This window comes from Amycolatopsis sp. WAC 04182 (assembly GCF_003947465.1).
In the GTDB taxonomy this organism is placed as follows: Bacteria; Actinomycetota; Actinomycetes; order Mycobacteriales; family Pseudonocardiaceae; genus Amycolatopsis.
Genome location: NZ_QHJJ01000009.1, coordinates 289874 through 308436, shown reverse-complemented (window position 1 = coordinate 308436; position 18563 = coordinate 289874). Strand labels below are relative to the sequence as shown.

Annotated in this window: 16 protein-coding genes; 6 read left to right on the top strand and 10 right to left on the bottom strand. The window is 68.7% G+C overall.

All coding sequences use genetic code 11. The features are described 5' to 3' along the window. Positions 1-58: 58 nt before the first annotated feature. From DMH01_RS38855 to DMH01_RS38845, 3 genes are all read right to left on the bottom strand, one after another. A complete protein-coding gene (locus tag DMH01_RS38855) occupies positions 59-1606 on the bottom strand; it encodes an alpha/beta hydrolase (RefSeq protein ID WP_125683862.1) in 1548 nt (515 codons plus the stop codon). 262 nt (positions 1607-1868) lie between these two features. Continuing rightward, positions 1869-3269 carry an NAD-dependent malic enzyme gene (locus tag DMH01_RS38850; RefSeq protein ID WP_125683860.1) on the bottom strand — a complete coding sequence of 467 codons (1401 nt, stop codon included), beginning with the start codon at positions 3267-3269 and terminating at the stop codon, positions 1869-1871. Positions 3270-3369: 100 nt separating this feature from the next. Beyond that, positions 3370-3552 carry a hypothetical protein gene (locus DMH01_RS38845; protein ID WP_125683858.1) on the bottom strand — a complete coding sequence of 61 codons (183 nt, stop codon included), beginning with the start codon at positions 3550-3552 and terminating at the stop codon, positions 3370-3372. 93 nt (positions 3553-3645) lie between these two features. On the opposite strand from DMH01_RS38845, the gene DMH01_RS38840 reads away from it, so the two are divergent. Next, positions 3646-5889, top strand: a complete 2244-nt coding sequence (locus DMH01_RS38840) for a helicase-associated domain-containing protein (RefSeq protein WP_125683856.1) — start codon at positions 3646-3648, stop codon at positions 5887-5889. A 4-nt stretch (positions 5890-5893) separates the two neighbouring features. Here the strand turns inward: DMH01_RS38840 and DMH01_RS38835 are convergent, their stop codons facing one another. From DMH01_RS38835 to DMH01_RS38800, 7 genes are all read right to left on the bottom strand, one after another. Then, positions 5894-6226: a hypothetical protein gene (locus DMH01_RS38835; RefSeq protein WP_034308335.1), complete on the bottom strand. Its 333-nt coding sequence runs from the start codon at positions 6224-6226 to the stop codon at positions 5894-5896. A 477-nt stretch (positions 6227-6703) separates the two neighbouring features. Then, on the bottom strand, positions 6704-7279 hold the full coding sequence (locus tag DMH01_RS38825) for a DUF742 domain-containing protein (protein WP_125683852.1): 576 nt from the start codon (positions 7277-7279) through the stop codon (positions 6704-6706). Between the two features lie 3 nt (positions 7280-7282). Continuing rightward, positions 7283-7702 carry a roadblock/LC7 domain-containing protein gene (locus DMH01_RS38820; protein ID WP_038507851.1) on the bottom strand — a complete coding sequence of 140 codons (420 nt, stop codon included), beginning with the start codon at positions 7700-7702 and terminating at the stop codon, positions 7283-7285. A gap of 429 nt (positions 7703-8131) precedes the next feature. Further along, positions 8132-8740: an ATP/GTP-binding protein gene (locus tag DMH01_RS38815; RefSeq protein WP_007033392.1), complete on the bottom strand. Its 609-nt coding sequence runs from the start codon at positions 8738-8740 to the stop codon at positions 8132-8134. Next, on the bottom strand, positions 8721-9503 hold the full coding sequence (locus tag DMH01_RS38810) for a DUF742 domain-containing protein (RefSeq protein ID WP_125683850.1): 783 nt from the start codon (positions 9501-9503) through the stop codon (positions 8721-8723). Before DMH01_RS38810 ends, DMH01_RS38815 begins: the two co-directional genes overlap by 20 nt. A gap of 25 nt (positions 9504-9528) precedes the next feature. Beyond that, the gene (locus tag DMH01_RS38805; protein WP_085939650.1) at positions 9529-9987 is read right to left on the bottom strand and encodes a roadblock/LC7 domain-containing protein; all 459 of its coding nucleotides are present in this window, start codon (positions 9985-9987) and stop codon (positions 9529-9531) included. Positions 9988-10007: 20 nt separating this feature from the next. After that, the gene (locus DMH01_RS38800; RefSeq protein ID WP_125684134.1) at positions 10008-13124 is read right to left on the bottom strand and encodes a nitrate- and nitrite sensing domain-containing protein; all 3117 of its coding nucleotides are present in this window, start codon (positions 13122-13124) and stop codon (positions 10008-10010) included. A gap of 656 nt (positions 13125-13780) precedes the next feature. Here DMH01_RS38800 and DMH01_RS38795 point away from each other — a divergent pair. The 5 genes from DMH01_RS38795 to DMH01_RS38775 all read left to right on the top strand — a co-directional run bounded on the left by DMH01_RS38795 (position 13781) and on the right by DMH01_RS38775 (position 18551). Beyond that, a complete protein-coding gene (locus DMH01_RS38795; protein WP_125683840.1) occupies positions 13781-14797 on the top strand; it encodes an ABC transporter substrate-binding protein in 1017 nt (338 codons plus the stop codon). A 248-nt stretch (positions 14798-15045) separates the two neighbouring features. Continuing rightward, the gene (locus DMH01_RS38790; RefSeq protein ID WP_370323606.1) at positions 15046-16050 is read left to right on the top strand and encodes an ABC transporter substrate-binding protein; all 1005 of its coding nucleotides are present in this window, start codon (positions 15046-15048) and stop codon (positions 16048-16050) included. A gap of 8 nt (positions 16051-16058) precedes the next feature. Next, entirely contained in the window at positions 16059-16829 is a 771-nt protein-coding gene (locus DMH01_RS38785; protein WP_034308326.1) for an ABC transporter permease, read from the top strand. Continuing rightward, the gene (locus tag DMH01_RS38780) at positions 16826-17659 is read left to right on the top strand and encodes an ABC transporter permease (RefSeq protein ID WP_125683838.1); all 834 of its coding nucleotides are present in this window, start codon (positions 16826-16828) and stop codon (positions 17657-17659) included. Before DMH01_RS38785 ends, DMH01_RS38780 begins: the two co-directional genes overlap by 4 nt. Positions 17660-17678: 19 nt before the next feature. Further along, the gene (locus DMH01_RS38775; protein ID WP_125683836.1) at positions 17679-18551 is read left to right on the top strand and encodes an ABC transporter ATP-binding protein; all 873 of its coding nucleotides are present in this window, start codon (positions 17679-17681) and stop codon (positions 18549-18551) included. Positions 18552-18563 lie beyond the last annotated feature (12 nt).

Here is an 18563-nt window from a genome sequence, read left to right as displayed (position 1 = left end):
GGCACGGCACCATACGCGTGAACGCTGCGACAACGGCCGCGGGTTCACCTCAGAGAATTCAGAAGATCCGCTGCTTCGAGCGAACCTCGTCGAGGGCCTTCTCGCGTTCCTGCCGTTGCTCCGGCGTCATCGAGGCGAAGAGCCCGCCGTTGTCCGCGGCACAGGCCGTGTCGCGCGCGGGGCGCTTGCCTTCCACGAGGAACCGGTTGACGGCGTTGTTGCCGCAGGCGTTCTCGTCGCTCAGCCAGACCCCGTGCCCGCCTTCGTCCACGGTCACGATCCGTGCCCGGTCACCGAGGGCGCGGCGCATCTCCTTGGCGCCGCTCAGCGGCGTCGCCGGGTCACGCAGGTTCTGCACCATCAGGATGTTCGACGGTCCCCGGTCGCCGATCCGCACCGGCGGCTCGATCGGCTCGGACGGCCAGTACGCGCAGGCCCAGATGTTCGCCCCGGCGGCGCCGAACATCGGGTACTTCACCCGGTCCTTCGCGACGTTGCGCTGGTAGGTCGCGACGTCCTCAGGCCAGTCCGCGTCGTTGCAGACCACGTGCAACTGCCCGGCCAGCAGCTGCGCCGGGTCGATCTGCTGGGCCTGAGCGGTCTGCTTCACGGTGCCTTCGGTATCGAGTGCCTGCCACTGCTGCGCCAGCACCGGGAAGGAACTGGTCGCGTAAAGCGCACCGAAAGTGCCCATGCGGAACGCCGCGCCGTCGACACCGGGGACGGCGCCGCCGTCGAGTTTGGCGACGAGGTCGTAGAACTTCGCCGTCACCTGCTGCGGAGTACGGCCCAGCCCGTAGCTCGCGTGCCGCGCCGCCGCCCACTTCGCGAAGTCCGGGAAGCGGTCCTCGAACCCCTCCGCCAGGCGACGCGAGGTGACCGGATCGAGCCCGCCGGGGCCGGTCACGCTGTCGATCACGACGCGATCGGTCTGCCGCGGGAACAGCGTCGAATACACGGCGCCCAGGTAGCTGCCGTACGAAACGCCGTAGTACGAGAGCTTCTCCTCGCCGAGGGCTTCCCGGATGCGGTCCATGTCGCGGGCGGTGTTGGCCGTGGTCATGTACGGCAGGTTCGCGGCGGTCGCCGAAGCCCCGCACTGCTTGGCGATGCCCTCCACGTACTTCGCGCGCTCCGCCACCGCCGCCGCGTCACGCGCGTACGGCGGGACGTTGCTCACCTGCTGTTCGGGCTTGAGGTCGCAGGTGACCGGCGTGCTGTGCCCGATCCCGCGCGGATCGAAGCCGATGATGTCGTACGCGTCGAGCACGCTCGACGGCATGCCCGCCGCCCGCAACCCGGCGGGCATGGTCAGCCCCGGCCCGCCGGGGCCGCCCGGGTTGGTCAGCATGATCCCGCGCCGCTTCGCCGGCTTGGTGCTGGCGAGTTTCGAAACGGCGACGTCGATGGTCTTCCCGCCCGGGTTCCGGTAGTCGAGCGGGACCTTCAAGGTGGCGCACTGCACGCCGGGCGCGGCCACGTCCTCCGGACACGGCCCCCAGCGCACGGACGAAACCGCGGCGGACGCCGTGGCCGGTACGAGTACCGCCATGGTCACCGCCGCGGCCGTGAGTGTCCCGATCCTGCTCAGGACAGAGCGTTTCATCCCCAACCCCCGTCATGATCGACTTCTTGGTCGAGTCGAGCCTATGAGCGGGGCGTCGGCGGAGTCGTCACCCTGAAGTCGGCCACGAGGTCGGCCTCAGTGATGACGAGCACTCCGAATGGAGCAAGGGACCTTTGCTATCACTTCGGGCTACGCGGTCTCCCCAAGGGCGCCCCGCGCCCGACGGAGACTTCACCGCCGAGCGCCCTCTTTCTGGCGAAGGCCGGTGGAAGCGGAACGGCGCCCCTTCGGCGGGTTTTCGTCAGCGCTCGGCAGATTTCACAGCCTTGGCTGCCTTCTTCACCGCTTCCGCCACCGCGGGGGCGACGGCGCTGTCGAACACGCTCGGCACGATGAACGAAGCGTTCAGCTTGCCGTTGTCCACGACGTCCGCGATGGCGTCGGCGGCCGCGAGGAGCATCGAGTCGTCGATGTGGTGCGCCTGCGCGTCGAGCAGCCCGCGGAAGACGCCGGGGAACGCGAGCACGTTGTTGATCTGGTTCGGGAAGTCGCTGCGGCCGGTGGCGACCACGGCGGCGTGCTTCTGCGCCTCCAGCGGGTCGATCTCCGGGTCCGGGTTGGCCAGCGCGAACACGACGGCGTCGGACTTCATGGTCGCGACCTGCTCGGCCCCGAACAGGTTCGGCGCGGAGACGCCGATGAACACGTCGGCGCCGACGAGCGCCTCGTGCAGCGTGCCCGCCTGCTGCTCCTTGTTCGTGTGCTCGGCGATCCAGGTCAGGTTCTCGTCGAGGTTGCCGCGCGCGGAGTGCACGATGCCGTCGATGTCGGCGGCCACGATGTCGCCCGGGTTCTTGCCCAGCAGCAGGCGGATGATCGCCGAGCCCGCCGCGCCGACGCCGCTGACGACGATCTTGCAGTCTTCGATGTTCTTCCCGACCACGCGCAGGGCGTTGCGCAGCGCGGCGACCACGACGATCGCGGTGCCGTGCTGGTCGTCGTGGAACACCGGGATGTCGAGCTGCTCACGCAGGCGCTTCTCGATCTCGAAGCAACGCGGCGCGGCGATGTCCTCGAGGTTGATGCCCGCGTAGACCGGCGCGAGCGCCTTCGCGATCATGATGATCTCTTCGGTGTCCTGGGTGTCCAGGCAGACCGGCCACGCGTCGACGTCGGCGAACTTCTTGAACAGCGCCGCCTTGCCCTCCATCACCGGCAGCGCGGCGGCCGGGCCGATGTTGCCCAGCCCCAGCACCGCGGAGCCGTCGGTGAGCACCGCGACGGTGTTGCGCTTGATGGTCAGGCGGCGCGCGTCCTCGGGGTTCGCCGCGATCGCCTGGCAGACGCGGGCGACACCCGGCGTGTACGCGCGGGAGAGGTCGTCACGGTTGCGGAGCGCGACCTTGGGGGTGACCTCGATCTTGCCGCCGAGGTGGATCAGGAACGTCCGGTCGGAGACCTTGCGCACGCGGACGCCCGGCATCGAGTCCAGGGTCTGCGTGATGTCCTGCGCGTGGTTCTCCGACAGGGCGTTGGCGCTGATGTCGACGACGATCGAGTCGGGGTGCGACTCGACGACGTCGAACGCGGTCAGCACGCCGCCGACCCGGCCGACGGCGGTGGTCAGATCACCCGCCGCGGTGGACGACGCGGGGGCCTCCACCCGGACGGTGATCGAATATCCGGGACCGGGAACCGGCATGGCACTACCCCCGCTGAGGAACGCTCGAATAGGTCGATCGAAAACCTACTCCCGTGACGACGGCCACGGACCCTCGCAGGGGGTGACTGACCAGTAACTTCTACCGGTTGATCTCGGTCTCGGGGTGCACGTACGGCACCGTGTCGAGGGGGAAGGTCACGTCGCCGAACGGGGACAAGGCGCCCTGCCGGTCGGACGCGAGCTCGGTGACGGGGTGCTCCCCGTCTTCACCGGGCCACGTGGGGTCGATGCCCGCGCGCTTCTTGTTCTCGCCCTTCGCCACAACGTCCTCCAGAGCATGGTCAAGCCGTTCTCAGGGGACAGTCTGCCCGAACGCGGCTGCCGGGCCACCACCCGCCCGGTATCCTGGTCCTCTATGCCCGCGCCCTCCCTGGCGGACTGGCTGCGCCAGGAGTCCGACGACGCTCTCGCGGCACTGCTGCGCACTCGTCGCGACCTGTCCACGCCACCCCCGTCCGACACCATCGTGCTCGCCACCCGGGCCGGCACGCCGGGCTCCGTCGCGCGCGCCTGCGAAGACCTCGACACCTTCACGCTCGCCGTCCTCGACGCCCTGCTGCTGGCGGGTGCGGACACCGAGCCGGTCGCCTCGGCCGAGGTCGCGCGGCTCGTGGGCAAGAAGATCGACGAGCCGCTGGCGCTGTTGCGCAAGCGTGCGCTGGTCTGGGGCGAGGACGACGCGCTGCGCGTCCCGCCGTCGGCCCGCGACGCGCTCGGCCCCTTCCCCGCCGGGCTCGGATCGTCGTCGCCCTCGCTCGCCGGAACGGATATCGACGCCGCGCTCGCGGAGGTCGGCGAGGACGAACGCGCCGTCCTGACGACCCTGGCGGCCGGGCCGCCGATCGGCCGGACCCGGGACGCGGCGGCCGACGTCCCGCTGGAGCGGGCGCAGAACCCGGTCCAGCGCCTGCTCGCGCGCGGCCTGCTGCTGCGCCGGGACGACCAGACCGTCGAGCTGCCGCGGGAGATCGGGATCGCACTGCGCGGCGGGTCGGTGTTCGACCCGGCGTCCCTGCGCGAACCGGAACTTCCCACCCATCCGCATCAGCCGTCCACAGTGGACACAACGGCGGCCGGTGAGGCGATGGAGTTCTTGCGCCAGACCGAAAACATGCTCCGCGCATGGTCGGAGACGCCGCCGCCGGTGCTGAAGTCCGGCGGGCTCGGGGTTCGCGAACTGAAGAAACTCGCCAAGGATCTCGACGTCGACGAGACCCGGGTGACCCTGCTCGCGGAGATCGCGGTCGGCGCCGGGCTGGTGGCCGACAGCGAAGCGACCGCACCGGAATGGGTGCCGACGACGCTCACGGATTCGTGGCTCGCGTCGCCGACCGCGCAGCGCTGGATGACGATCGCCCAGGCCTGGCTCGAACTGCCCCGGCTGCCCGGCCTCGCCGGCGGGCGGGACGCGAAGGACAAGCCGATCGCGCCGCTTTCGGAGGACCTGCGCCGTCCGCTGGCACCCACGTCGCGACGGCGGATCCTCCTGGCCTTGGCCGCGCTTCCCGAGGGCGCGGGTGTGAAGAGCACCGACGAACTGGTCGCCGCGCTCGCCTGGCGCGCGCCACGGCGGGGCGGACGGCTGCGGGACGAAACCGTGCGCTGGACGATGGCCGAGGGGGCGGCGCTCGGCCTGATCGGGCTCGGCGGGCTCACCACGGCGACGCGGGCGCTGCTGGCCGAGGACCGGCCGGGAGCGGTCGAGGCGATGATCGACGCGCTGCCGCGTCCGGTGGATCACGTCCTCGTCCAGGCCGACCTGACCGTGGTCGCGCCCGGGCCGCTGGAGGCCGAACTCGCGGCCGAGATGACCGCCGTCGCCGACATCGAATCCTCCGGGCACGCGACCGTCTACCGGATCACCGAGACGTCCGTGCGGCGCGCGCTCGACACCGGGCGGACCGCGGGCGAGCTGCACCAGCTGTTCTCGACGCGGTCGGCGACGCCGGTGCCGCAAGGACTCACCTACCTGATCGACGACGTCGCCCGGCGGCACGGGCGGCTGCGCGGCGGGGCCGCCGAGTCGTTCCTGCGCTGCGACGACGCGTCGCTGCTCGCCGAGGTCATGGGCAGCCCCGTCGCGACCGAGTACGGCTTGCGGATGATCGCGCCGACAGTGCTCATCAGCGCGTACCCGCTCGCCGAAGTCCTCGACGCGCTCCGCGCCGCCGGGTTCGCTCCGGCAGCCGAAGGACCCGACGGACGTGTCATGGACATCAGGCCGTCCGGACGTCGCCTTCCCGCGAAGGCACGTGCCGCGCGTCGCGCCCCTGGCGAGCCCGCCGGGCTGACCGACGACCAGGTCGGCAAGATCGTCGCGCACGTCCGGGCCGGTGACGCCGCTTCGGCGCGCCGCCGGGGCGAGACGGTGCGCGCGCCACAGGGTGGCGGCTCCGGGGACACGTCCGCGACGCTGGCGCTGCTGTCCCAGGCGACCATCGAGCGCCGTGAGGTGTGGATCGGGTTCGTCGACTCACGCGGGACGGCGAGCCAGCGGGTGGTGCGGCCGCTGCGGGTCGGCGGCGGGGTCCTCGAAGGGACCGACAACGAGCGCTACCCACTGCACCGGATCACGTCGGCCGCCCTCGTCGAGGACTGACGGACTAGACCAGCTGCTCGGTGCGAAGATCCTTCAGCACCATCGACAAAGCCTCGCCGTGGGTCGGCCAGTCCGGTGTGCCGATCCCGGCCGAATGCAGCGCGGCGCGGACAGCGGCGTGTCCCTCGGCGATGGCGTGGGAAAGGTCGTCACCGGAAATATCGGCTTCGATCTCCATCACCGCACGCGCCGCGTCCGCGGAGACCGCGCTGTCGACGAACCCGTCGAGGCAGCGTTCTTGTTGGAGCAGCGCTCGCATCACCTTGTCGCAGTAGTCGAAGAGATCACCGTCGCCGTCGGCGATGAAGACCCAGTGCGCGTGGACCCTCACACCCATCAGGAACCCCCTTCGATCTCGTAACAAGGTTGCCGAAGCAGCCAGGACACCGCGTTCTTTCCGTAGTTGCCGCCGCTCGGCGTCAAGTGGATCCAACGTTGGTGCTGCCCGCACGGACACCGGACGATGTAGTAGGTCGGTGGATCCAAGATCCTCCATCCTGCCCGATGGAAGTGCTCGAGAACAGCTTCCAGGTCCTTCCGAGGATGCTTTCTCCAGTACCCCACCGGCTACTCCTTGCCCAGGTTAACGCAGATCAGAAGGACCGGCGTCACGCTGAGATCCCGTTCACGGACGACCGAGATGTAACCACGGCGCAGCGCGTTTCATTACCGAATGTGGCCGATGTTCACCGTAAGTAGTCAACGAGGCATGTCATCTGCCGGGCCGCAAGTTGCCCGAGACACTCGACGTGGGCAGGCGAACTGGGAATCGGTGCACCCGAAACCGCTTTTAGAGGACTAAACGCGGGCGGGATCAGAGGGCGCGCAGGCCCTGAAGCACCCGCTCCATGAAAGCGCGCGAAGACGAGTCACCAAGGATCAGCTCGGTCTGGTGGATCAGCACCAGACCGGCGTCCGCCATGTCGCCCACGAGCACCTTCACCACGCCCAGCGGCAGCCGCAGATGCGCGGCGATCTCCGCGATCGACCGGGTGTCCAGGCAGAGGTCGCAGATCTGGCGGTGTTCGGGTGTCCGCACGCCGCGGTACCGGCGGCCGTCGTCGGTGGTCGACACCAGCGCCTCCAGCGCCAGGTCGTGCGCGGTGCGGGTGCGTCCGCCGGTGCGGGTGTAGGGCCGGACCCGGGAGCCCGAAGTCGGCAGATAGACCGAAGCGGGCGCGACGTCAGCGGGCGCGGGACGCGGCGGCGACTGACGGATCGGCGACGGCATCGGCGGGGGTGCGGGAGGCTCGGCCGGGCGCCGCGGCATGACCGTGCTGATCGAGCTCAGCTCGAAGCGGCTCGGTGAATCGAAGGCTTCGCGTTCGGTGCCCTGGTAGAGGGAGTCCCAGCCGGACGGTTCCGGTTCGGTGAATCCGGTGATCTTCATCGGTCACCCACGTACGCCGCCCTGGAGCTGCGCGCGCAGCTCGGGCGTGATCTGCTGGCCGACCCGCTCGACGAGCAGCGTCATCTCGTAGGCCACGGTGCCGATGTCACAGGTCGGCGCGGCCAGCACGGCGAGTGACGAGCCGTCGGCGACCGACATGAGGAAGAGGTAACCGCGTTCCATCTCGACGACGGTCTGGTTGACCCCGCCCGCGTCGAAGCAGCGCGCCGCGCCGGCGGTGAGGCTGATCAGCCCGGAGGCGACCGCGGACAGCTGTTCGGCCCGCTCCTGCGGCAGCCCTTCCGACGGCGCGAGGAGAAGTCCGTCCGCGGAGACCAGCACGGCGTGCGCGGCACCGGGAACCCGGCGCGCGAAATCCGTGATGAGCCAGCCGAACGAGCTTTGCTGCCCGGATGCCGTCACAAGTCCCTCCTCGCTGCGTCAAGACCACCTGGGCGGCGTGGTCCGGGCGTCTAGCGCCGACCTGCACCGATCCCGGTGCCGTCGAGCCGAAAGACGCCTCCACCCAGCGTATTCGTCCCGCCGATCGTGTCGAGCCCGCCACCCGGCCGTCGGCGTTAACCGAACGTAAACGTCCAGCCGCTCACCGCGTCGACCCATCGCGAACCACGCATTCGTGGGTCACCCCGTGGTGGCCGGGTGAGACCAGGCGTGAACCGGTGTCCGCGCAGGTCATCGCCGTCACGGTCGCCTGATCGGGTGGCGTCGGTGCCGGATCGCGTGAAAGGGGTCGCCCCGCGTCCGGTCCGGCCGGTGACGCCACTCCCCGAAGCGGGTGAAGCCTGCCGAGTTCACTCCAACGGCCGCATCCGCTCCGGGTTTTCGCTCTGTTTATCCGGCGCGCAACGCCGAATCGTGCGCGATGGCGTGCTGCACGACCGAGATCAACACCTGCTTGGCGGACTCACGTTCCCGGGCGTCACAGGCCATGATCGGCACGGACGGGGAGATCGTCAGCGCGTGCCGGACGTCCTCGATCTGGTGGTGCAGCAGCCGGTCGAAGCAGTTGATCGCCACGACGTACGGCAGCTTCCGGTTCTCGAAGAAGTCGATCGACGGGAACGCGTCGGCGAGCCGCCGCGTGTCGACCAGCACGACGGCACCGATGGCGCCGACCGCGAGGTCGTCCCACATGAACCAGAACCGGTGCTGGCCCGGCGTACCGAACACGTACAGCACCAGGTCCGAGTCCAGCGAAATACGGCCGAAGTCCATGGCCACGGTCGTCGTCGACTTGTTCGGGGTGGCCGAATTGTCGTCGACGCCGGTACTGGCCTCGGTCATCATGGCCTCGGTGGTCAGCGGATCGATCTCCGAAACCGCTCCGACCAGCGTGGTCTTCCCCGAGCCGAATCCGCCAGCGACCACGATCTTGGCCGACGAAGTCGGTCCGGTCACCTGCGGCGCATTCGCGTCGGAGTCAAATTCTCCGAAGCCCACTGAGCACCCTCTCCATGAACTCGATACTCGGCCGGTCACCCACGTTCTGGCTGGCGCTGTGCACCAGGACCAGACCGAGGCCGGCCACGTCTCCGATCAGCACCCGGACCACGCCGAGCGGCAGGCGCAACAGCGCCGCGACTTCGGCGACGGACCGGGTGTCCAGGCAAAGGTCGCAGATCGACCGGTGTTCGGGGACGCGTACGCGGTCGAGCACACGTCCCTGTTCGCTGGTCGAGATCAACGCCTCGATGGCAAGGTCGTACGTCGGCTTGGTCCGTCCCCGCGTGCGGAAATACGGCCGGACCAGGCCGGAGGATTCGACGTCGGTGGTGTACTGCTCGTCGACGTACTCGTTCTGTGCCTGCTGCGGCAGTGCCGCGGCGAGCGGGTCGGCGGCGGCCGCCGCCCGGCGCTCCTCCTCCTTGTCGAAGGAGAACTTGGCGAACTCGCCGGAATCGTAGAGCGGACCGCTGCCACCACCGAACAGTTCCGCCCCGGGGCCGCCGAGGAGGCGTTCCCGGTAGTCCGAAACGCTGAAATCGGCGGGTCCCTGACCCGCGTTCGAATCGGTCAGCCAGCGGGAGGCCTCGTCCGGGGACACGGGGTCGTTGTCCGACCCCTGTGCCCGTCGCGATCGCCATTCGCGGTCGACCCGGTCCCGGAAGGACGTCCAGTCCTCCCGGCCGTCGTCACGTTCCGACCACCCGCCGGAGAAGTCGTCACCGAGCCGGCCATCGCCCCTCAAGCGCCCGTCGTCCACGGCATTCTCCTCGGTTCCCGGTCGCTCAGCGGCGGACCGACGCGCCCTGCAGCTGCGCGCGCATCTCCGGTGTCAGCTGTTGCCCCACCCGTTCCACCAGCAGGGTCATCTCGTAGACGACCAGGCCGATGTCGCTCTCCGGTGAGCCGAGGACCGCCAGGCAGGACCCGTCGGACACCGACATCAGGAAGAGGAAGCCGTTGGCCATCTCGACCACCGTCTGGGCGACCGTGCCACCTTCGAACACCTTCGCCGCACCGCGGGCGAGGCTCGTGAGCCCCGACGCGACGGCGGCCAGCTGATCGGCCCTGTCCTTGGGAAGTCCCTTCGACGAGGCCAGCAGCAAACCGTCCGCCGACACCACCACGGCATGCGCCGCGCCCGGGACCCGGTGCACGAAATCCGTGATCAGCCAGGCAAAGCTGCTCGTGTGTCCTTTACCCTGCGCCTGGCCGCCAGGCTGCGCCGGACCACCCGGCTGCATCGCACCCGCCCGTGTCACTGTCACTCCTTACTGCTGTCATCGGCAGGGGAACCCGCATCCCCGCCAGTCACCGGAACGCCGTTGTCATCCAGCGCGTCGATCGGACGTTCCTTCAACGCGTGCCGTCCCGACTTGTAGCCCTGCTGGAAGCTTGCCATCCGACTCCGCGCCGCCGTCGCCGAGCGGGCGATCGCACCCGTTCCCGGCATTCCGGAGGTCTTGTCGGCGAACGAGTCTTCCTTCTTCGGCTCGTTCCCGCCGATCGAGCCGGGGACGAGGTACTGGTTCGGCACCCGTTTGGGCAGGCCCGCCGGGGTGATCTCGTCGTTCCGGTCTTCGTACAGGACCTGCGCCGCCTGCCAGCCGTCGTCCGACGCGCTGCGCCAGCCATTGTCCTGGAGCACCGTCTCCGGCGGAACACTCCGCGGCGTCCGAGTGGGCAATGCCTCTCCGGAAGTGTCCCCGGTGTCCCCGGTGGCCGGTTCCTCCGCTTCGACACCACCGTTACGGGTCCGCGCGGACGCGTCGGGTTCGACCGGCTCGGTATAGGTGGTCGGGCTGTCGCCCCCGGCCTCGTCGCCTTCGCTGAACCAGCGCGAGAGCACCGACTGGTAGATCGGCAGCCGACGGGTGGGCACGTCGTCGTCGAGCGCCGACTTGCCGGCGTCCGAGTGTTCCTCCGGCTTGTTCTGCGGCTCGACCGGGGTGTACTTCGGCTCCCGCTTCGGCAGCACCAGCGACGCGAACTGCGTCTCGGTGCCGCTGGAGGCGCCGTCGCCGTTGGTGGGCGAGATGTCTTCGGCCGTCGGCCACGCCGGAGACTCCTCGGCGGGCTTCGCGGGGCTGAGGAACGGTCCGGCGGCGTTCTTGCCCGCGACCAGGTCGTCGAGACTGATCGGCTGGTCGAGCGGGACGAGCCCGCCCTGCTGCGCGACCGGCTGCGAAGCCGGGGGCTTCGACGGCGGCGGTGGCGTCATCTCCAGGCCGCGGTCGGAAGCCGGGATGTTCGGCAGCGAGGTCGACATCTCGGACACCGACGGCATCGAGGGCATCGACGTTTCCGAGCGGTTCGCCGGCGGCGGGGTGTTCCGCACGCCGGGCCGCATCTGCGTGAGCAGCTCGGCGGGTACGACGACCCGCGCGATCACGCCGCCCTCGATGTCCTCGTTCTCCCGGAGCCGGACCTCGATGCCGTGGCGGCGCGCCAGGCGCGCGACCACGTACAGGCCCATCCGCCGGGTCACCGAGACATCCAGGTCCGGCGGGTCGGCCAGCCGCTGGTTGACCTCGGCGAGCCGCTCCTCGGTCATGCCGACACCGTGGTCGGTGACCTGGATGGCGAGCGCCTTCTTGCGGGTGATCACCGCGCGGACGGTCACCTTCGTCTCCGGCTCGGAGAAGTAGGTGGCGTTGTCCAGCAGTTCCGCGAGCACGTGCACGAGGTCGTGGATCGTCAGGCCCTGGACGGCGACCTCGGGGACGATCCCGATCTCGATCCGGGCGTACTGCTCGATCTCCGAGACCGCGGCGCCGATGACGTCGGCGGCGGGCACCGGCTTGGGCACCGACTTCGCGAGACCGGCGCCCGAGAGCACCAGGAGGCTTTCACCGTTGCGGCGCAGCCGCGTGGCGAGGTGGTCGAGCTCGAACAGGCTGGCCAAGTGGTCCGGGTCCTGCTCGTCGGCCTCGAGCCGGTCGATGACGCCGAGCTGGCGTTCCACCAGCCGCTGCGATCGGCGGGACAGGTTCACGAAGATGCCGTTGACGTTCTCGCGTAGGAGGGCCTGTTCGGCGGCCATCTTGACGGCCTGTTCGTGGACGACGTCGAACGAACGCGCCACTTCACCGATCTCGTCACGCGAAGTGACCGGCACCGGCTCGACCGACCGCTTCGAGGCGTTGACCGGGTCCGGGTCGTCGAGGATGGCTTGCACGGTTTCCGGCAGTCGTGTGTAGGCGACGTCGAGCGCCGTCTTCCGCAGCACCCGCAGCGGGCGCAGCATCAGGCGGGCGATGACGAGCATCAGGAACAGCGCGGCGAGCAGGGCCAGCAGCACGATCGCGCCGCCGATCCAGGCCGAGTTGATCGCGTCGGTGGCCAGGCCGTCGGCCTGTGCCCGCAGCTGGCCGAGCAGGTTGGTCTCGACCGCGCGCAGCTTGTCCAGCGCGACCCGGCTGTCGTTGCCGAGCGCGACGTTGTCGATCGACGGCGGTTCGTTCTGCTGGTGCAGCGAGAACGCCATCGTGGTGATCCGGCGGCGGTCGTCGACCTCGGGGCCGGAGAAGGTGTCCGAGTAAAGCTGCCGCTGTTCGGGGCTGGCGTTGGCGATGAAGGCCGCCGTCGAGGCGTCGCCGCTCGCGACCGCCGAGCGGGCCTGGTCGAACAGGTCGCCGGGGAACCCGGAGCGGAAGGAGGCGATCAGCAGCGCCGCGTCACCGCGGGCGATGAACTCCTTGCTCTCACTGATGGCCTGCACGGTGACACCGAGCCGGAGCACGTCGCGGTTGGCCACCGCGGTGGTCACCTCGCGGCCGAGCTGGACCAGCGAGTCGAGGATGCCGGAGTAGGCGATGAGGACCGGGGTGTCGCCCAGCAGCGAGGTGTTCATCGCGCCGCGCAGCGGGCGCAGGGCGTCGAGCCGCTGCAGACCACGCGAGTAGCGGTCCCTCGTGTCCTGATCGTCCGGGTTGATCTGGTTCGCCGAAGCACGCAGGTCGTCGACGGCGCGGTCGACCTTGGCGATCTGCGCGTCGAGACCGTTCTGGCGCGACGGGTCGCCGGAGGCGATCTTGGCGACGGCGAGCGCGCGTTCGCTCTGCAGCTCGTGCACCACGAGGGTGATCTTGTCGGCGAACGCGACCTGGTCGGCGGTGTCCTGGAACCTCGCCGCCTCGTTGCTGTCGTCGATCACGCGCAGCGTGCCGAGCGCGAGCGCCGTCAGCGTCGGAATGATCAGGATGGCCGCGAGCTTCGATCGCAGACGCCAGTTACGCAGGCCCAGGAACGACCCGGCCTTCCCGCCAGGACCGTCTCCGGTATCCCGCGCAGGGGCCCCTCCCACCCCCGCGGTGTCTTCGTTCGGCACCGCCGCACCACCATCATCTTCATTCGGGCCGGGAAAGCCCATTTTGGACATGCCGTTCTCGAACTGGCCGTACTGCTGCTGTCTGGGTCGGTTGTCGGAGACCACTACCGGCACGCTCCCGTCACCCGGGAGGGATGCGCACGGCGTGAGTATCCACTCATCCGAATGAGGAAGTCGTCTTCGACGCGATCTCTCAAGTGCACTTGACCGAAACCCTGCTCGGTGCCATTGGTCTGTTCGGCCTAACCCGCCAGTGCGCGGGCGCGCACCAGTGAAGCACGGACGTGTTCACCGTGTTCGACACAGAGTGCCTTGCACCTCGGGAAAGGTCCAGAGCGTTCGGCCATCCAAGGCACTCTCTTTCACTACATCAGTGGTCCACACCTCACTACCGGTGCATGAGGGTAGCGAACGGGCGGCCCAGATGTAACCCTTCGGTCAAGACCTCCGAGAAAGCCCCGGACGGGTCTTGACCCGTCGGCGCTCAGTTGTCAACAAGTCCCCGCCCCGAACACGCCCAGTTGTGTTCACTTCTGACAAACAACCTGTTCGGGTGATCGTTACCACTTGGGATCATGGGATGACCACCCATTGTGAGCACAGTGTGTGTTCTCTACAGTGGGGCCTGACTTGAGACAAAGAGTCACTTCCGAATTCCACATCAGGCCACGTCATCACGTGTCCCTCCCCCTGATCAGGAGCACCACTTGCTTTCGAAGAAGGCCTTGAGCGCCCGCCTGGGGCGGCGTGGGGCGATCGCATTCGCGATGGCGGCCGTTGTCACGACGACGGTCAGCGGCTGCGGGCTCCTCGGCGGAGACGAATCCTCCTCTTCCGGGGGCACGGGGAACCTCGAGAAGTCGAAGATCAAGGTCGCCGTGATGTCGACCATCGACCTTGCTCCGCTGCGTCTCGCCCAGGACGGCGGCTACTTCAAGAACGAAGGCCTCGACGTCGAGGCGGTGGAAGCCGCGACCGGCCAGGTCTCGCTGACCAAGCTGATCGGCGGCGAGGTCGACATCGCGTACGCGAGCTACACGCCGTTCTTCATCGCGATGAGCAAGGGCACCGCCGACATCAAGCTGGTCGCGGACGCTTCTTCCGCGGGCCCGAAGAGCACGATGCTGGTCACCCTGCCGACGTCGACGGTGAAGAGCGTCAGCGACCTGGCAGGCAAGAAGATCGGCATCACCGCGCCGAACACCGTGTCGGACACGCTGTCCAAATCGGTCATGAAGGACCACGGCGTCGACGCCAGCAAGGTCCAGTGGGTGCCGATCCCGCTGCCGAACATCGGGACCGCGCTCAAGAACGGCGACATCGACGCCGGCTTCCTGACCGAGCCGTTCATCACCCAGACCGCCAAGCAGGCGGGCACCGTCCCGGTCGTGGACACCGCCACCGGCGCCACCCAGGACTTCCCCACCGCGGGCTACGGCTCCCTCGGCAAGTTCGTCTCGGAGAACCCGAAGACCGTGGCCGCCTTCCAGCGCGCCATGCAGAAGGCGACCCGCGACGCGGCGGACCGCTCCAAGATCGAGCCGCTGCTGGTCAAGTACGCCAAGATCGACCAGGACACCGCCGCGCTCACCACGCTGCTGACGTTCCAGTCCACCCTGGACCCCCGCCGCATCCAGCGGGTCCCGGACCTGCTCCTGCAGATGGGCGCGATCCAGACCAAGATCGACGTCGGCCCGATGATCGCGGCACAGACCACGAGTTGATGACACGCGGTTACTCCGAATTGCCCATCCACGCGGAATTCGATCACTGAAAGTGATGATGTCCAAGCGGGTGATCAAGTGATCGGGCGAATGGCCTAAAATGATCACCCGCTCACGACACCCATTGTGAGCAGGTGGGCAAATCTCTAAGGTGACCGCGTGCCTGGCGAAATGAAGCCACGACACGGATGAAAAAACCCCAACGGTGATTCATTGTTTCCGAGGAGCTGGCTTTGTTTCGAAACGCCATGAGCAGGAACGGTGCACGTAGAGGACGGGGTGCCGTCAGCGTCGCCCTGAGCGCGCTCATGCTGGCCACGTTGGGCGCCTGCGGCGCACTCGGCGGCGAGGACACGTCCAAGGCGTCGGGTGGCGAGGGCGGACTGGAGAAGCCGAAGATCAAGGTGGCCCTGCTGCCCGTCGTCGACCTCGCGCCGTTGCGGCTGGCGCAGGAAGGCGGCTACTTCAAGGCCGAAGGTCTCGAGGTCGAAGCGGTCGACGCCCCCAGTGGCCAGCAGGCGATGACCAAGATGATCGGTGGCGAGGTCGACATCGCCTTCTCCACCTACATGCCGTTCTTCGTCGCGAAGAGCAAGGGCGCGGCCGACATCCGGCTCGTCGCCGACTCCGTTTCGGCCAGCCCCAAGAGCAACGCGGTCGTCACCGTGCCGACCTCGCCGGTCAAGACGATCAACGACCTCGCGGGCAAGAAGATCGCGATCACCGACAAGAACACCGCCTCCCACCTGCTCACCGTCTCGGTGATGAAGGACCACGGCGTGGACACCAGCAAGGTCCAGTGGGTGCCCATGCAGCTGCCGAACATCGCCGCGGCGCTCTCCTCGGGCCAGGTCGACGCGGGCTACCTGCCCGAGCCGTTCCTGACCCAGGCCTCGAAGGTCGTCGGCGCGACCCCGGTCGTCGACATCTCGACCGGCGCCACCCAGGACTTCCCCCTGGCGGGCTTCGGCGCGCTCGGCTCCTTCGTGGACAAGAACCCCAAGACGCTGGCCGCGTTCCAGCGCGCACTGGCCAAGGCCGTGCGCGATTCGGCCGACCGTTCCAAGATCGAACCGATGATCGTCAAGTACGCCAAGGTCGACGCGGAAACCGCTTCACTGCTCACGCTGCCGACGTTCGGGTCCACACTGGACGCCCGTCGCCTGCAGCGAGTGCCGGACCTGCTGCTGCAGACCGGAGTGATCACGGCCAAGCTCGACGCCGCTCCGATGCTCGCCCCTCAAGCTGGATAAAGGTCAAGGTGCCACGACTTCTCCGTGCCCTGGCCGGTCTGGCCGGTTTCTTCCTCGTCTGGGAAGTGATCGTCCAGGCCGGCCTGGTCCGTAAAGAGTTCCTCCCCCCGCCGTCCGTCGTCCTCGTGACGATCTTCGAACAGTTCGGCGAGACCCAGTTCATCCGGGACCTGGTCGCCACGTTCCTCGCGTGGGCGATCGCCCTGCTGATCGCGGTCGCCATCGCCGTGCCTGCCGGTCTGCTGCTGGGCAGCATCCCCGGCCTGCGGACCGCGACCGCGGTGGTCATCGAGTTCCTGCGGCCGATCCCCGCCGTCGCGCTGATCCCGCTGGTGCTCCTGCTGATCGGCGGCGGGCCCGAAGCCAAGATCACGCTGGCCGTGTACGCGTCGTTGTGGCCCATCATGTTCAACACAATCTACGCGCTCGGCGAGATCGACCCCGTGCTGCAGGAGACCGCGAAAGCCTGCGGTACCAGCAAGTTCCGGACGCTGACGTCGGTGGCGCTGCCGCATACCGCGCCGTTCGTGTTCACCGGGGTCCGGCTGTCCGCCAACATCGCGCTGATCGCGGTGGTCAGTACCGAGTTCCTCGCCGGCGCCAAACTCGGCATCGGCAACTTCATCATGCAGGCCAGCACCGGTTCCACCAGGTTCGACCTCGTGCTCGCCGGCACCGTGGTGGTCGGCGCGCTCGGCTTCCTCATCAACGGCGGGCTCGAAATGATCGGCAGGCGGGCGTTCCGCTGGAGCACGGTCGACCGGGAGGCGGTCTCGTGACGACCCTCACGCTGACCAGCCGCGTCGGCAGGCGCGTGGGCCGGGGTATCGGCATCCTGGTCCGCAACTGGCTGCTGTTCTTCGCCCTGCTCGGGATCTGGGAGCTCGCGACCCGGCTCGCGGAAAGCCCGTTCTTCCCGCCACCGACCGAGATCCTGTCCGCGTCGGTGAAACTGTGGTTCACCGGCCCGGCCTCTCAGCTGTTCCTGACCGACACCGTGTTCGACAACGTCCTGCCGAGCCTCGGCCGCACACTCGGCGGCTGGCTGCTGGCCGGCGCCCTCGGTGTCGCGCTCGGTGTCCTGCTCGGCCGCTCCAAGACCGGCATGGACTACGTCGGGCCGCTGTTCGCGTTCTTCCGCTCGGTGCCGCCGCCCGCGCTGATCCCGGTGTTCATCGTCCTTTTCGGACTCGGGCCGGGGATGCAGACCGGATCGATCATCTTCGGCGCGATCTGGCCGGTGCTGCTCAACACCGTGGACGGCGTCCGGTCGGTGGACCAGGTGAAGATCGACACCGCGAAGTCGTTCCGGACTCCCCGGTCGTACTGGGTGCGCTCGATCGTGCTGCCCGCCGCCGGGCCGAAGATCTTCGCGGGCCTGCGGCTGAGCCTGTCCATCTCCTTGCTGCTGATGGTGATCTCGGAACTGGTCGGCTCCTACAACGGCATCGGCCGGTCACTGATGGACGCCCAGCAGGCGTTCGACTTCCCGCTCATGTGGTCGTGGCTGGTCCTGCTCGGGCTCCTCGGCTTCGGGTTCAACGCGGCCTTCCTCGCGGTGGAGCAGAGAGTGCTTCGCTGGCAGCCCACCCGCAACGGCCGTCTCTAGTTTTCGAAGGGTCAGCAAGATGTCAACCATGCTCGAAGTCTCCGGGCTGAACCACCGGTACGGCGCGGGAGAAAAGGCGCACGTCGCCGTCAACGACCTGTCGTTCACTGTCGAAGCGGGACAGCTCGCGAGCATCGTCGGCCCGTCGGGCTGCGGCAAGTCGACGCTCCTGCGCTGCATCGCCGGGCTGATCAAGCCGACGTCCGGCCGCGTCAGCCTGCACGGCGACGACGTCTCCGGCGTCCCGGAGGATCTGGCCGTCGTGTTCCAGGACTACAGCCGCTCGCTGTTCCCCTGGCTCTCGGTCGCGAAGAACGTCGAGTTCCCCTTGCGGTGGCGCAACTTGAGCCGCTCGGAGCGCCGTACGCGGGCCCAGGAGGCGCTGGAGTCGGTCGGCCTCTCCGGGGTCGGCTCGAAGTTCCCGTGGCAGCTCTCGGGCGGTATGCAGCAGCGCGTGTCGATCGCGCGGGCACTGGCCAGCCGTCCGGCCCTGCTGCTGATGGACGAGCCGTTCGCGTCGGTCGACGCGCAGACGCGGTTCGAGCTCGAAGACCTGACGCGGCGCGTGCAGCGCGAGAACGGGAGCACGGTCCTCGTCGTCACGCACGACATCGACGAGAGCGTCTACCTGTCGGACCGGGTGCTGGTGCTGTCGAAGTCGCCGGCGAAGATCGTCGCGGACCTGCCGGTGGGGCTGCCCGCGGAACGGGACCAGATCACCACGCGCGAGTCGGCGGAGTTCGTGACGCTGCGCGGTGAGGTGGCGCGGCTGCTGCACGGCGGTGCCCCCGAAGCCGTCACCGCGGCTTCCGACGCGGCCGAGTACGAACTGGCGCAGCAGGAAGCGGCCGCCTCAGATGCCGCCGAGTCCGAGGCTCGCGCGAAGAGCTGAAGGGGACTTTCC

Excerpts from the sequence above, each read along its gene's own strand:
- DMH01_RS38855 (WP_125683862.1), bottom strand. The coding sequence starts at position 1,606 with ATGAAACGCTCTGTCCTGAGCAGGATCGGGACACTCACGGCCGCGGCG.
- DMH01_RS38850 (WP_125683860.1), bottom strand. The coding sequence starts at position 3,269 with ATGCCGGTTCCCGGTCCCGGATATTCGATCACCGTCCGGGTGGAGGCC.
- DMH01_RS38840 (WP_125683856.1), top strand. The coding sequence starts at position 3,646 with ATGCCCGCGCCCTCCCTGGCGGACTGGCTGCGCCAGGAGTCCGACGAC.
- DMH01_RS38835 (WP_034308335.1), bottom strand. The coding sequence starts at position 6,226 with ATGGGTGTGAGGGTCCACGCGCACTGGGTCTTCATCGCCGACGGCGAC.
- DMH01_RS38825 (WP_125683852.1), bottom strand. The coding sequence starts at position 7,279 with ATGAAGATCACCGGATTCACCGAACCGGAACCGTCCGGCTGGGACTCC.
- DMH01_RS38805 (WP_085939650.1), bottom strand. The coding sequence starts at position 9,987 with ATGCAGCCGGGTGGTCCGGCGCAGCCTGGCGGCCAGGCGCAGGGTAAA.
- DMH01_RS38800 (WP_125684134.1), bottom strand. The coding sequence starts at position 13,124 with ATGTCCAAAATGGGCTTTCCCGGCCCGAATGAAGATGATGGTGGTGCG.
- DMH01_RS38790 (WP_370323606.1), top strand. The coding sequence starts at position 15,046 with ATGAGCAGGAACGGTGCACGTAGAGGACGGGGTGCCGTCAGCGTCGCC.
- DMH01_RS38775 (WP_125683836.1), top strand. The coding sequence starts at position 17,679 with ATGTCAACCATGCTCGAAGTCTCCGGGCTGAACCACCGGTACGGCGCG.